We start from the raw sequence: 12,491 nt of genomic DNA on the forward strand, positions 1-12,491 counted from the left end.
CGATGAATGCAACGTTACGTGAGAGGGGCGGGCAGAGGCAAATCCATTAACGCGAGGCCCGTTCTCGCCCCTGCCCCGCCCCCGCCCCGCCCCCGCGGCATGACCCGGACGCCAGGCCTCCGCTAGGCCGACAGCTCCTCCCGCAGCGCGTCCCGCAGGCGCGCCGCCCGTTCCGCGACCTCGCCCGGCCCCAACGACACCGCCCGGTCGGCCCACCGCTGCCCCTCCGCCAGCTCACCCCGACGCGCGTAGACGAGGGCCAGCCGCAACGCCGCCCGCCCGTGCCCCGCGTCGGCCGCCCGCGTCCACCACACGGCCGCCTCCGGCTCGCTCCCCTCGCGGGCCAGCAGCAGCCCCAGGTTGAACGCGCCGTTGCGCGAGCCGGCCTCCGCCGCCTCCCGGTACCAGCGCGCCGCCTCCACGACGTCGCCCCGCCCGGCGGCCAGCATCCCGACCCGAACCTGCGCCCGCCGGTGCCCCTGGGAGGCCGCCCGCTCGTACCACTCCTCGCACTCGGTCTTCTCGTGCACGGTCTCCCCGAGCTCGTGCGCGGGCTGCGGCGGCCGTCGCGCGTCCAGCACGGCCGCCAGCCGGTACGCGGCCTCCGCGCTGCCCCCGCCCGCGGCGCACCGCAGATGCCGTTCGGCCCCTTGCTCGTCGCCTTCCCGCAGCCGGGCCATGCCGACCTGGAGCGCGGCCTCGGTGTGCCCGGCCGCAGCCGCCCGCTCGTACCAGCGCAGCGCCACGACGTCCTCGCCCCGCCCTGCGAACAGGATCCCCAGGTTGAACGCGGCGTCGACGCTGCCGGCCTCCGCGGCCTTGGAGAACCACGGTTCGGCGCCGGCCGTGTCCCCGCCCTGGAGCAGCAGGATGGCGAGCGCGTTGGCCGCCTCCCGGTGCCCGGCGTACGCGGCGCGCCGGTACCACTGCTCGGCCTGCGCGGTGCGGCTCTGCTCGGCGCACAGCAGCCCGAGGTTGTACGCGCCGTTGTCGTCGCCGGCGTCCATCGCGGCCCGGTACCAGCGCTCCGCGGTCTGGGTCTGACCGCGCTCGGCGTAGAGCGCGCCCAGCGCGTTGGCCGCGTTGCCGTCGCCGTCCTGGGCGGCCCGCAGCCACCACACGGCCGCGTTCTCGGTGTCGCCGGCGTCGCGCAGCAGGAATCCCAGCGCGCAAGCGGCGCGGGGCTCGCCGTCCTTGGCGGACGTGAGGTACCAGCGTCCGGCCTCCTTGAGGTCGCCGCGCTTCTCCAGGATCGTCCCGAGGTGCAGCGCGGCCCGCCGGTGGCCGCGCGCGGCGGCCTGCCGGTACCACTGCTCGGCCTCCGGCGACGCCGACGGGGAGACACCGTCGGCGTCCGCGCCTCTGTCGCCGTCGACGGTCCGGGCGTCCGTCGCCCGGTTGTCCTTGCGGTCGAGGGCGCGCGCGAGACGGTACGCCGCCTCACGGTGCCCGCGTTCCGCCGCGGCCCGCATCCAGCGCTCGGCGGCCGGGTCCGCGCGGTGCTCCAGCAGGTCGGCCAGGGCGTACGCGCCCAGCACGTGCCCCTGCTCGGCGGACTGGCGCAGCCAGTACTCGGCGGCGGGCTCGTCGCCGCGCTCGCGGTGGTGGCGGCCGAGCGCGTGCGCGGCGGCCGAGGAGCCGGCGACGGCGGCGACCCGCCACCAGCCGGCGGCGTCGTCGGGGTAGCCACGCTGGTGGAGGAGGACGCCGAGGTTGTTGGCGGCAGCGCGGTCGCCCGCCGCGGTGGCGGCACGCAGATGGGGTTCGGCTCCGTCGAGGTCGCCGCGGCGCAGCAGCAGGGCCCCGAGGACGCTCATCGCCTCGACGTCACCGGCCTCTGCGGCCAGTCGCCGGCGGGCTTCCTCGACGGCCTCCACCGTCTCGTCCCGGTGTTCGTCGCGGTGTTCGTCCCGGGTGTCGTCGCGGTGTTCGCCGCCGCGTTCGTCCCGGTTCTCGCCCCGGCTCCGGTCCGGGGCGGCCTCCCCATGGGAAGGCTGCACAAATCGCCCTGTCTCGAACAGAGTTGCCTTGTCCCCCATAACGTCCATCGTCGCACCACCTGCAACCCGGGTACACCTGGTATACCGCGGCCCGTAAGGTCACTTCAGCGTTTTGTCGACATGCCCACAGAGAGACAAGTCAAACACAGTTACCCCCAACTCCCCGAGGCGGCACGGCGGTAGAAGTCCCGAGCACATGCGTTCGCACACCACGAAGGCCCGGATCCTCTTGAGGATCCGGGCCTTCGTTTTCAGTAGCGGGGACAGGATTTGAACCTGCGACCTCTGGGTTATGAGCCCAGCGAGCTACCGAGCTGCTCCACCCCGCGCCGTGTTCCACAACCGTATCACGGCGCGAGGGGTGCTATTCGATCTTTTAGATCAGCCGCTGGGACTGCTGCTGGGGCTGCCACTGGGACCGCCGCTGGGCTTGGCGCCCGGACTCGCTGCGGGAGCGCCCGCGGCACTGCCGCCGGGTGTCGCGGCGGCGCTCGGACTGGCGCCCGGGCTCGGCTTGGCGCCGTTGCCCGTGGCCCCGCTCTTCTCCGCCTCGGCCTGCGCCGCCTCAGCCCGCTTCAGCGCGTCCTCAAGGTCCTTCTGGGCCTTGGCGTACGCCTCCCAGTCGGGCTTCTTCAGCGCTTCCTGGCCGGCGGTGAAGGCCTCCTGTGCGTCCTTCAGCGCCTCCTGGACCGTCGCGTTGCCGGTCGCCGGCGGCGGGGTGGTGCCTCCGTCGTCCGCGGGCGGCGGCGTCGTGCCCTCGGTGCCGAAGACCTTGTTGAGGGCCTCGTCGAGGGTGTCCTCGAAGGCGGTGTTGCCTCCGTAGGTCACCAACACCTTGCGCAGCAGCGGGTACTTGAGGCCACCGCCGCGCACGTACACGGGCTCCACGTACAGCAGTCCTCCGTCGAGCGGCACCGTCAGCAGGTTGCCGTACTCGACCTCGGAGTCGCCGCCTCTCAGCAGCCTGATGGACTCGGCGATGTCCTGTTCGGAGTTGAACTGGCTCTGGACCTGCTTGGGTCCGTCGACGGTCGTGCTCGTTGGCAGCTTCAGGACTCTGATCTTGCCGTAGTCCGGTGTGCCCGCTTCGGAGTCGACCGACATGAACGCGCTCAGGTTGTCCCGGCCGTTGGGCGTGAACGTCGTCGTCAGCGAGAACGCCTGCGCCTTCTGGTCGGGCATCGCCATGCTCAGGTAGTAGGGCGGCACCGCGTCACCCGACTTGTTGGTCGGGTCGTCCGGCACCTGCCACACCTCGCTGCCGCTGAGGAACGTCGTGGCGTCCTTCACGTGGTAGCGGGTGAGCAGTTCACGCTGGACCTTGAACAGGTCCTGCGGGTACCGGAGATGGGCCATCAGGTCGGCGGAGATCTCCGACTTCTTCTCCACCGTGCCCGGGAACGCCTTCATCCAGGTCTTGAGGACCGGGTCCTTGGTGTCCCACTGGTAGAGCTTGACCTCGCCGGTGTACGCGTCGACGGTCGCCTTCACCGAGTTGCGGATGTAGTTGACCTGGTTCTGCTGGGCCACCACCGCGCGGTTGTTGTTGGTGGCGGTCAGCGAGTCGGCGGTCGTGTCGCCGAGGGTCGTGCGCGAGGCGTACGGGTAGCCGTTGGTGGTCGTGTACGCGTCGACGATCCACTGGATCCGGTTGCCGACGACCGCCGGGTAGGCGTCGCCGTCGATGGTCAGCCAGGGGGCGACCGCCTCGACGCGCTCCTTGGGCGTGCGGTTGTACAGGACCCGCGAGCCCTCGCCGATCGCTCCGGAGTACAGGATCTGCGGCTCGCCGAACGCCACCGCGTACGCGGCCCGGTTCAGCGGGTTGGAGAGGTTGACGCCGCTCTTGCCGGTGTAGCTGGTGGTCTTCTCACCGTCGTCGTCGGAGTAGTCGATCTCCTTCTGGGGACCGCCGACGATCGAGTACGTGGTCGTCTTCTCGCCGTAGTAGACCCGCTGCTCGTACTTTCCGAGGACGCCCTGGGAGGGCAGGTCGGACTCGGTGAACGCGGGGCGGCCCTCGGCGTCGGCGGTGGTGCCCTTGGCGGCGACCACGCCGTAGCCGTGGGTGTAGCGGAAGTGGTTGTTGATCCAGTTCTGCTTGTCGACGCCCGCCAGGTTCAGCTCGCGCAGACCGATGACCGTGTCCTGGTCCTCGCCGTTCACGCTGTAGCGGTCGACGTCCAGATTGGTCGGGAAGGCGTAGTACTTCCGCATCTGCTGGAGCTGCTGGAACGTCGGCGACACGATGTTCGGGTCGAGGACGCGGATGCTCGCCGTGGCGTCGACGTCGTCGCGCAGCGTCGTCTTGTCCTCGGTCTTGCTCACACCCGAGTACTCGGTGACCTGCGCATCGGCGATGCCGTACGCCTCACGCGTCGCCTTGAGGTTCTTCGCGACGTACGGCGCTTCCTTGGCCTGCTCGTTCGGCTGGACCTGGAACTTCTGGACGATCGCCGGGTACAGGCCGCCGATGAGGATCGCGGAGAGCACCATCAGACCGAAGCCGATCACCGGCAGCTGCCAGGTGCGCCGCCACAGCGTGGCGAAGAACAGCAGCGCGCAGATGACGGCGATGCAGAACAGGATCGTCTTGGCCGGCAGATAGGCATTGGCGTCGACGTACCGCAGACCGGTCCAGTTGTCCGTCGCCTTGAAGTCGCTGGACTTCACGGCCAGGCCGTACCGGTCGAGCCAGTAGGCGACCGCCTTCAGCGCGACGAAGATGCCCAGCAGCACCGACAGATGGCCGGTGGCCGCGGCGGTGGCCCGCGCGCCGGGGCTGGTGACGCGCAGCCCGCCGTACAGGTAGTGGGTCAGCGCGGCGGCGATCAGGGAGAGGATCGTGGCGGCGAAGCCGAAGCCGAGCAGGAACCGGTACCAGGGCAGGTCGAAGGCGTAGAAGGCCACGTCGAGCTTGAACTGCGGGTCCTTCTGTCCGAAGGGCACGCCGTTGACCCACATCAGCCACGTACGCCACTGGCTGGACGCCGAGGCGCCCGCGATCAGCCCCACCAGGGCGGTGATGCCGAACAGCAGCCACTTCTTGTACGGCGCGATGCCCATGCGGTAGCGGTCGAGGCTCTGCTGCTCCATCGACATGGCGCTCAGCGGCGGGCGCAGCCGGTGGGCCAGCCAGATGTTGAAGCCGACCGCGACGGCCATGAGCAGGCCGAAGACGAAGAACAGCCCGATCTTGGTCGACAGGGTCGTCGTGAACACGGAGGAGTAGTTCACCGACCGGTACCAGAGCCAGTCCGTCCAGAACCCGGCGAACATGGTGAACGCCATGCCGAGAACGGCAAGGACGCCCAGCGTCATGAGCAGGGTCCGGACACGCCGGGACGGGCGGCCCACTCTGATCCGCGGCCCCGTCGGGCCTCCGCCGCGGTCCGGCATCTGGAAAGCCAAGGTGCGCACCTCGAAAGTCGCTGTTGTCGATTCGTCAGGCCCGCGTGTTCGTGGACCGTGTGTGGCGCCCCGTGATCGCGGGCCCACACCTATGCAACTTACTCACCCTTTACTCGGTTCCCGATTCCGGGCGGGAACGAGGCAGGATTGTGACCATGTCCAACACTCCCATGGCAGCGAACCCGCTCACCCGGGCCGTACTCGAGATCGACGAGTACGCCTCCGGCCTCGGCTGGGACCAGCCCGCCCGCCTTTTCGCCCTCGTAGACACCGCACGGCTGCGGACTCAGGAACCCTCGCTCGCCGCCCAGCTCGGTCTGGAGGAAGAGACCGGCGCGACCGGTCTCACTCCGATCGAGCAGGACGAAGTGCCAACGGACAAGGCGCTCGACGAGTTCCTCGCCACGATCGCGTGGCCGGACCCGGTGGTCGGCTGCGCCCTGACCGTGGAGCGTCTGATGCTGCCGCCGTCCGCCGAGGCGCAGGTCCCGCAGGGCCTGAGCGAGGCGAAGCTGGCGCGGTGGGTGGCCGACCACCCCGACCGCCAGGAGGTCCGGATGACGGTCGCGGTGCTGCGCGACGGCACCCGTGACTCGGCGCTGCGGCTGCGCGAGAAGGACGCCTCGACGGAGGTCCTCACGGGCGCCGGCCTGGTCCCGGGTCTCGCGGAGGCCCTGTCGGCGACGTTCGAGGAGTAGGAGCAGGGCGGGGCCTCTCGCGTCCCGCGCGGCCTATCCGGTCGTGCACTTCGGCAGGCCGGCGGTGTCGCCGCCGCGGATGTCCGCCAGCGCGCCGAGGGCGTCGTCGATGGTGTCGACCTTGACGAGCGTCAGCCCGCCGGGGACGTCCTTGGCGGCCTCGGCGCAGTTGTCGGCGGGCGTCAGGAAGTACTCGGCGCCCTTCGCTCGCGCGCCGACGGTCTTCATCTGGATGCCGCCGATCGGCCCGACCTTGCCGTCGTCGTCGATGGTGCCGGTGCCGGCGACGAACTTCCCGCCGGTCAGGCTGCCCGGGGTGAGCTTGTCGTAGATGCCGAGCGCGAACATCAGACCCGCGCTCGGCCCGCCGACGTCGGCGAGCTTGATGTCGATGGTGAACGGGAACGTGTGGTCGGTCCCGGCTGAGATGCCGACGATCGCCCGCGCCTGCCCCTGGTCCTCCGACTTCGCCGTGGTGATGGGGACGGCCACGAGCTCGTTCGGCGTCCGGTTCTCCTTCTCGGCGGCGGCCTGCTCCTTGGCGGGCACGATCCCGAAAACGACCTTCTCGCCCGGCTTGTGCTTGGTGACCAGCTTCGCCACATCCTCGGGCGCCTTGATGTCGGTGCCGTCGACGGTCTTGATGACGTCGCCGGCGTGCAGCTTGCCCTCGGCGGGCGAGCCCTTCACCACGGTGGAGACGATCACCCAGGAGCGCACGGGGATGTCCAGCTCCTTCAGGGCGGCGACCTTGGCGCTCTCCTGGGACTGGCTGAACTCCTCGGCGTTCTCCTGGGTGGACTGCTCCTCGGTCTTGCCGTCCGGGTAGAGCGTGTCGTGCGGCACGACCTTGTTGTCGTGCGCCAGCCAGCCGTAGACCGCCTCGACGAGGTTCATCCGGTACTCGGCGCCGGTGACCCGCACCGTGGTCATGTTCAGGTGGCCGCTCGACTCGTAGGTCTTGCGCCCGGAGATCTGAAGCACCGGCTCGCCGTCGTGATCGCCGAGCGTGTTCACCGTGGGCCCCGGGGACATCTCCGAATACGGCACGGGGATGAGCACTCCCGCGCACAGGAGCGCGATCAGCATCAGGGTGGAGGCGAGCATCGTCGCGGTGCGGCGTGGCATGTCACGACAGTACGGGACGCCTCTGTCAGCACACCGTCAGGGCCGCCGCCCGGATCATGAACCGGTGTGGGACCTCTCCATGGCCGCCCGGAAGCGCGCGTACCCGTCCAGTTCGGGGCCGTCGCCGCGGACCTTGCGGGTCCGGTTGGCCCAGCTTCCCCACAGACCGGCGCCGATCGCGGCCACCAGCGGAATCAACAACCAGGCGAGCACCGCCATGCCGGCCTCCCAACCCCAAGTGCGCCACCGCAACTTACTGATCAGCAGATTAACCATCCGCACTGACAACGCTCACGGCAGGGGTCGGGTTACGCAACCGGAGGACGATCGACGACTTCGGGCCGCCGTTCAGCGGCTTCGGGCCGCCGTTCAGCAGGCGCCGACCCACTCCTCGGTGCCGTCGGAGAACGTCTGGTGCTTCCAGATCGGCACCTCGCGCTTGAGGTCGTCGATCAGCTTCCGGCAGGCCTCGAAGGCCTCGCCCCGGTGCGGACACGACACGGCGACGACGACGGCCAGGTCGCCCACCTTCAGCTCCCCCACCCGGTGCACGGCCGCCAGCGCCCGCACCGGATGGTCGGCGGCGACCTTCTCGGCGATCCGCCGCATCTCCGCCTCGGCGGTGGGGTGACAGGAGTACGCGAGCGCGTCGACGTCGGCGCCCCCGTCGTGATCGCGCACGGTCCCCACGAACAGCGCCGTGCCACCGGCGGCGTCGTCCCCGACGGCGCGGAAGACCTCGTCCAGGGAGAGCGCGGTGTCACGGACGGCGATCAACTTGAGGGGATCAGATGAGCCCCGCTCACCCGGGTGATCGTTGCTGGAAGCCATGCTCCCCATTCTCTCAGCCCGTCTGGGGTCCCCCTTCCGGGGGAGTTCGAGGACGAGGCCTTTCGCGGCCGATGCGGGGGTCGGTCCGGGGGCGGCAGCCCCCGGGGTCGGGACGGGAAGGGGCGGCGGGGGTGACTCCAAGGGCCCCGCACCGCGCGCGCGTGGACGCGTGGCCCCCCTAGCACCGCGCGCGTGGACGCGTGGCCCCCTACCGCCGCCGAGCCTTCCGACTACCGTCGCCGGGCCTTCCGAGCCCGCCGCACCACAGCCGCCGCGCCCAGCAGAGCGACCGTCGCCCCCGCCGCACCCGCAGCGGTGGCGTCCTTGCGCCCCAGCCGCCGCCCGGCCACGGTGTGCCGCCCGGAGACCTCCTCCAGCAACTCCGCCAGCACTTCCTCGTTGGTCCACCCCGGCCGCCACCCGGCGTCGTGCAGCCGGCTCCCGCTCACCACCCACGGGTACATCGTGTACGCCAGGTCCCCCGCCGGGGACGGCGTCAGCCCGATCCGGTGCAGCCTGGCGGCGGCCCCCAGCGCGACCGCCGACGGCAGCTCCATCCGCCGGATCCCGCTGAGCTCCTCCACCTCCTCCTGCTCCAGCCACCCGTCGCAGCCCACCGCCAGCTCCCCGTCCACCTTCTCCAGGACGGCGTACTCCAGCGCGCCGCACAGGTCCTCGACGTGGCAGAACTGCCAGGCAGGCCGAGACCCGGCGACGACGAGCAGCCGGGGCGACTCGAAGTACCGGGTCAGCGCCGTGTCCGTGCCTCCGACCAGCACCGCCGGCCGCACCACGGTGACGTTGAGCCCGGGGTGCGCGCGGGGAGCGCGCCGCGCCAGCCGTTCGATCTCCAGCAGGTCGCCGACGCCGGTCGCCTCCGCCGTCGCCTTCAGCTCCGCGTCCTCCGACAGCGGCAGCTCGTTGTCGGGCAGCGCCCCGTAGACCATCGCGGAGGTGCACAGCACCACGCGGTGCACCCCGGCCGCCGCGGCGGCGGTCAGCACGGTCTGCGTACCGCGCACGTTGTACGCCGTCCGGGCGGCGGAGTCGCTTCCCAGGTCCAGGTCGAGCGCGAGGTGGACCACCACGTCCGCGCCGCGCAGTTTGTCGGCGATGGCGGGGTCGCGGACGTCGAGGATGTGCCACTGTGCCGCGTCGCACTCTCCTCGCCGTTCGTCGATGGCGACGACCTGCTTGATCTCGTCCGACGCGGCGAGCCGCTCGGTCAGCAGCGCGCCCACTCCGGTCGCGGCGCCGGTGACGGCGACGACGGGCCCGCGCCCCGCAGCGGGGGCCGAGTGGTTTCGCGCTGCGCGAACCTGCGGATCTGGGGAACTCACCAGGTGTCTCCAGCGGTTGTTTTCCATACGAGCGCGAGTGGCGCGTACGTACCAGGTGGCATCCATCCTGCCGCAGGCCGAGAGTCGGCGAAGCACCGAGGCCCGATCGAGCCGGGGTGTCTACGCTGGGTGGTGTTGCAGGGCAGCCGCGCCGCCGGCCGAGAGCCGGTGGCCTTACCAGCCGAGGAACCCCGTGAGTGACACCCCATTCGGATTCGGCCTTCCGCCGGAGGAGCCGGAAGACGGCGACGAGGGCAAGAAGAAGGACCCGCAGAGCGGCGGTGGGCAGGGACCGGGCAACCCGTTCGGTTTCGGGCTGCCGGGCGCCGGAGGCTTCGGCGTCCCGGGAGGCCCGGGCGCCGACAATCCGCTCGCTGCCATGTTCGGTTCGCTGAACCCCACCGACCTGGGCGCCGCCTTCCAGCAGCTCGGCCAGATGCTCTCCTACGAGGGCGGCCCGGTGAACTGGGACATGGCCCAGCAGATCGCCCGTCAGACGGTCGCCCAGGGCACCTCCGACGGCGTCAAGGACGCGAGCGTCGGCCCCGCCGAGCGCACCGCCGTGCAGGAGGCCGTGCGCCTGGCCGACCTGTGGCTGGACGACGCGACGTCCCTGCCGTCCGGCGCCGGCTCCGCCGTGGCGTGGTCGCGCGCGGAGTGGGTCGAGGCGACGCTCCCGGCGTGGAAGGAGCTGGTGGACCCGGTCGCCGAGCGCGTCGGCACCGCCATGGGCGATGTCCTGCCGGAGGAGATGCAGGCCATGGCCGGCCCGCTGATCGGCATGATGCGCTCGATGGGCGGCGCCATGTTCGGCTCGCAGATCGGGCAGGCCGTCGGCGTGCTCGCGGGCGAGGTCGTCGGCTCGACCGACATCGGCCTGCCGCTCGGCCCGGTCGGCAAGGCCGCGCTGCTGCCGGCGAACGTCGAGGCGTTCGGCAAGGACCTCGGCGTCCCGAAGGAGGAGGTGCGGCTCTACCTCGCGCTGCGCGAGGCCGCCCACCAGCGTCTCTTCGCGCACGTGCCGTGGCTGCGCTCGCATCTGTTCGGCGCGGTCGACGGCTACGCGCGCGGGATCAAGGTGGACACGGCCAAGCTGGAGGACGTGGTCGGCCAGTTCGACCCGCAGAACCCCGAGCAGCTTCAGGACGCGCTCCAGCAGGGCATGTTCCAGCCGGAGGACACTCCCGAGCAGAAGGCCGCCCTGGCCCGTCTGGAGACCGCCCTGGCGCTGGTCGAGGGCTGGGTGGACGCGGTGGTGCACGCGGCGGCGAAGCCGCGTCTGTCGTCGGCGGACGCGCTGCGCGAGACGCTGCGCCGCCGTCGCGCCACGGGCGGCCCGGCGGAGCAGACGTTCGCCACGCTGATCGGTCTGGAGCTGCGCCCGCGCCGGCTGCGCGACGCGTCCCGTCTGTGGGCGTCGCTGACGGACGCGCGCGGCGTCGACGGCCGTGACGGCCTGTGGGCCCACCCGGACATGCTGCCGACGGCCGCCGACCTGGACGACCCGGACGGCTTCGTCCACCGCGAGCACATGGACTTCTCCGAGCTGGACAAGATGCTCGGCGAGGCGGCGAGCGGCTCGACCGGCGGGAAGCCGGACCTGAGCAAGGGCCCGGACAAGCCGGAGGCGGGCGAGCCGGGCCCGGGCGCGAAGGGCGACGACAAGGGCGACGACAAGGGCGACGACACCGAGTGAGCCTGCACGACGACGCGGTCCTCGTCCTGAAGGAGTACGAGGGCCAGCAGGAACTGCGCCAGGCGTATCTGGAGCATCTGGAGGCCCACCCGGACGGCATGTGGAAGGCCTGCGGGGCCGGGCACATCACGGCGAGCGCCCTGGTGATCGACCCCGTGCGGGGCCGGGTGCTGCTGACGCTGCACCGGAAGCTGCGCATGTGGTTGCAGATGGGCGGCCACTGCGAGCCGGCCGACACGACGCTCTCCGCCGCCGCCCTGCGCGAGGCGACCGAGGAGTCGGGCATCGCGGGGCTGAGTCTGCTGCCCGGCGGCCCGGTGCGCCTGGACCGCCATCACACGCCGTGCGCGTGGCACCTCGACGTCCAGTACGCGGCGCTCGCTCCGGCCGGCGCTCTGGAGGCCATCAGCGACGAGTCCCTCGACCTGCGCTGGTACCCCTACGACGCGGTCGCGGAGGTGGCGGACGAGTCGGTCGTCCGCCTCGTGGAGGCGACGCGGGCCCGGCTGTGAACGCGGACGAGCCGCACGCGGGCACGGCTGTGAACGCCAACGTGTAAGGGGCGACCTTCTGGTGGTCGCCCCTTACGTTCGTTCACGTTCGTCCTCCGGGCGTCAGCCCCAGACGTTGCTCTGGTTCTGCCCCCGCGCGCCCTGCTGCCCCATGCCGTACTGCGCGGCGATGCCGGAGCCGAGCTGGGCGTTCTGCGGCGGCAGCAGTTCACTCGGCTGGATCAGTGCGAAGCCGGTGCCCATGAAGCTGAGCTCCCAGCCCTCGCCGGTGCTGCCGCGCCGCCGCCACACCCCGGAGGAGTGCGTCTGGGCCTGCATCTGCACCCTGAGCCCGGTGGACCAGGCGACGATCGCGTCCGCGTCGCAGTTGACGTACTTGTCGGGCGTGACCTGCATCATCAGCGGCGCGCCGGACGTCATCAGAGCGACCCGGCCACGACCGGTGATGTTGAGCTGGTACTTCCCGGAGCCGGAGATGCCGTAAAGGCTGTCGACGGCGATGACCTCGTGGTGCAGCGAGGAGTCCATCGCGAGGACGTAGCTGCTGTCGACGGTGAGGCCGTCCTGCTCCACGTCCACGAGGTGGATGTACTGGGCCAGGTTGGCGAGGTAGACGGTGCCCTGCCCATGACAGCGCATCAGGTCCAGGCCCTCGCCGGTGTGCGCACGCGCGCGTGACTGGTTGCCGCTCTGGTACTCGGCGTCGAACTCGACGAGCCCCTGGTAGGCGACCATGGTGCCCTTGCGGGCGAGGATGTCGTCGTGGCCCTCCAGCGCGACCCGGAGCATGTGCTTGTTCTGGAGGCTCCAGCGCTCCTGCGTCGGCTGGTCGTTGTAGGCGAAAAGCGAACTCTGCATGGTGGCTCTGGCTCCCC

General features: G+C 71.2%; 10 protein-coding genes and 1 tRNA gene. 3 read left to right on the forward strand and 8 right to left on the reverse strand.

Translation table 11 applies throughout. The features are described from left to right. Window positions 1-122: 122 nt before the first annotated feature. The 3 genes from ACFYX4_RS38135 to ACFYX4_RS38145 form a co-directional block, all read right to left on the reverse strand. Complete coding sequence (locus ACFYX4_RS38135) at window positions 123-2,048, reverse strand: tetratricopeptide repeat protein (RefSeq protein ID WP_389344004.1); 1,926 nt, start codon at window positions 2,046-2,048, stop codon at window positions 123-125. Between the two features lie 207 nt (window positions 2,049-2,255). Next, a tRNA-Met gene (locus ACFYX4_RS38140) sits at window positions 2,256-2,329 on the reverse strand. 52 nt (window positions 2,330-2,381) lie between these two features. Continuing rightward, window positions 2,382-5,399, reverse strand: a complete 3,018-nt coding sequence (locus ACFYX4_RS38145) for a UPF0182 family protein (RefSeq protein ID WP_389344072.1) — start codon at window positions 5,397-5,399, stop codon at window positions 2,382-2,384. A gap of 167 nt (window positions 5,400-5,566) precedes the next feature. Between ACFYX4_RS38145 and ACFYX4_RS38150 the strand changes: the two genes are divergently transcribed. Beyond that, window positions 5,567-6,109 carry a PPA1309 family protein gene (locus ACFYX4_RS38150; RefSeq protein WP_389344006.1) on the forward strand — a complete coding sequence of 181 codons (543 nt, stop codon included), beginning with the start codon at window positions 5,567-5,569 and terminating at the stop codon, window positions 6,107-6,109. Window positions 6,110-6,142: 33 nt separating this feature from the next. Here ACFYX4_RS38150 and ACFYX4_RS38155 read toward each other — a convergent pair whose 3' ends face one another. From ACFYX4_RS38155 to ACFYX4_RS38170, 4 genes are all read right to left on the reverse strand, one after another. Beyond that, on the reverse strand, window positions 6,143-7,237 hold the full coding sequence (locus tag ACFYX4_RS38155) for a PDZ domain-containing protein (RefSeq protein ID WP_389344008.1): 1,095 nt from the start codon (window positions 7,235-7,237) through the stop codon (window positions 6,143-6,145). A gap of 54 nt (window positions 7,238-7,291) precedes the next feature. Continuing rightward, the gene (locus tag ACFYX4_RS38160; RefSeq protein WP_389344010.1) at window positions 7,292-7,456 is read right to left on the reverse strand and encodes a hypothetical protein; all 165 of its coding nucleotides are present in this window, start codon (window positions 7,454-7,456) and stop codon (window positions 7,292-7,294) included. A 150-nt stretch (window positions 7,457-7,606) separates the two neighbouring features. Next, on the reverse strand, window positions 7,607-8,068 hold the full coding sequence (locus tag ACFYX4_RS38165; protein ID WP_389344012.1) for a molybdenum cofactor biosynthesis protein MoaE: 462 nt from the start codon (window positions 8,066-8,068) through the stop codon (window positions 7,607-7,609). A 230-nt stretch (window positions 8,069-8,298) separates the two neighbouring features. After that, window positions 8,299-9,408, reverse strand: a complete 1,110-nt coding sequence (locus ACFYX4_RS38170; RefSeq protein WP_389344014.1) for an SDR family oxidoreductase — start codon at window positions 9,406-9,408, stop codon at window positions 8,299-8,301. Window positions 9,409-9,601: 193 nt separating this feature from the next. On the opposite strand from ACFYX4_RS38170, the gene ACFYX4_RS38175 reads away from it, so the two are divergent. Next, window positions 9,602-11,104 (forward strand): zinc-dependent metalloprotease, encoded by a 1,503-nt coding sequence (locus tag ACFYX4_RS38175; protein WP_389344016.1) that lies wholly within the window; start codon window positions 9,602-9,604, stop codon window positions 11,102-11,104. Further along, window positions 11,101-11,616, forward strand: coding sequence for an NUDIX hydrolase (locus ACFYX4_RS38180; RefSeq protein WP_389344018.1), 516 nt, complete (start codon window positions 11,101-11,103; stop codon window positions 11,614-11,616). The genes ACFYX4_RS38175 and ACFYX4_RS38180 overlap by 4 nt, the downstream gene beginning before the upstream one ends. A gap of 102 nt (window positions 11,617-11,718) precedes the next feature. Here ACFYX4_RS38180 and ACFYX4_RS38185 read toward each other — a convergent pair whose 3' ends face one another. Then, window positions 11,719-12,474, reverse strand: coding sequence for an AIM24 family protein (locus ACFYX4_RS38185; RefSeq protein WP_389344020.1), 756 nt, complete (start codon window positions 12,472-12,474; stop codon window positions 11,719-11,721). Window positions 12,475-12,491: the final 17 nt, after the last annotated feature.

Source organism: Streptomyces sp. NPDC002328 (genome assembly GCF_042890065.1).
Taxonomy (GTDB): Bacteria; Actinomycetota; Actinomycetes; order Streptomycetales; family Streptomycetaceae; genus Streptomyces.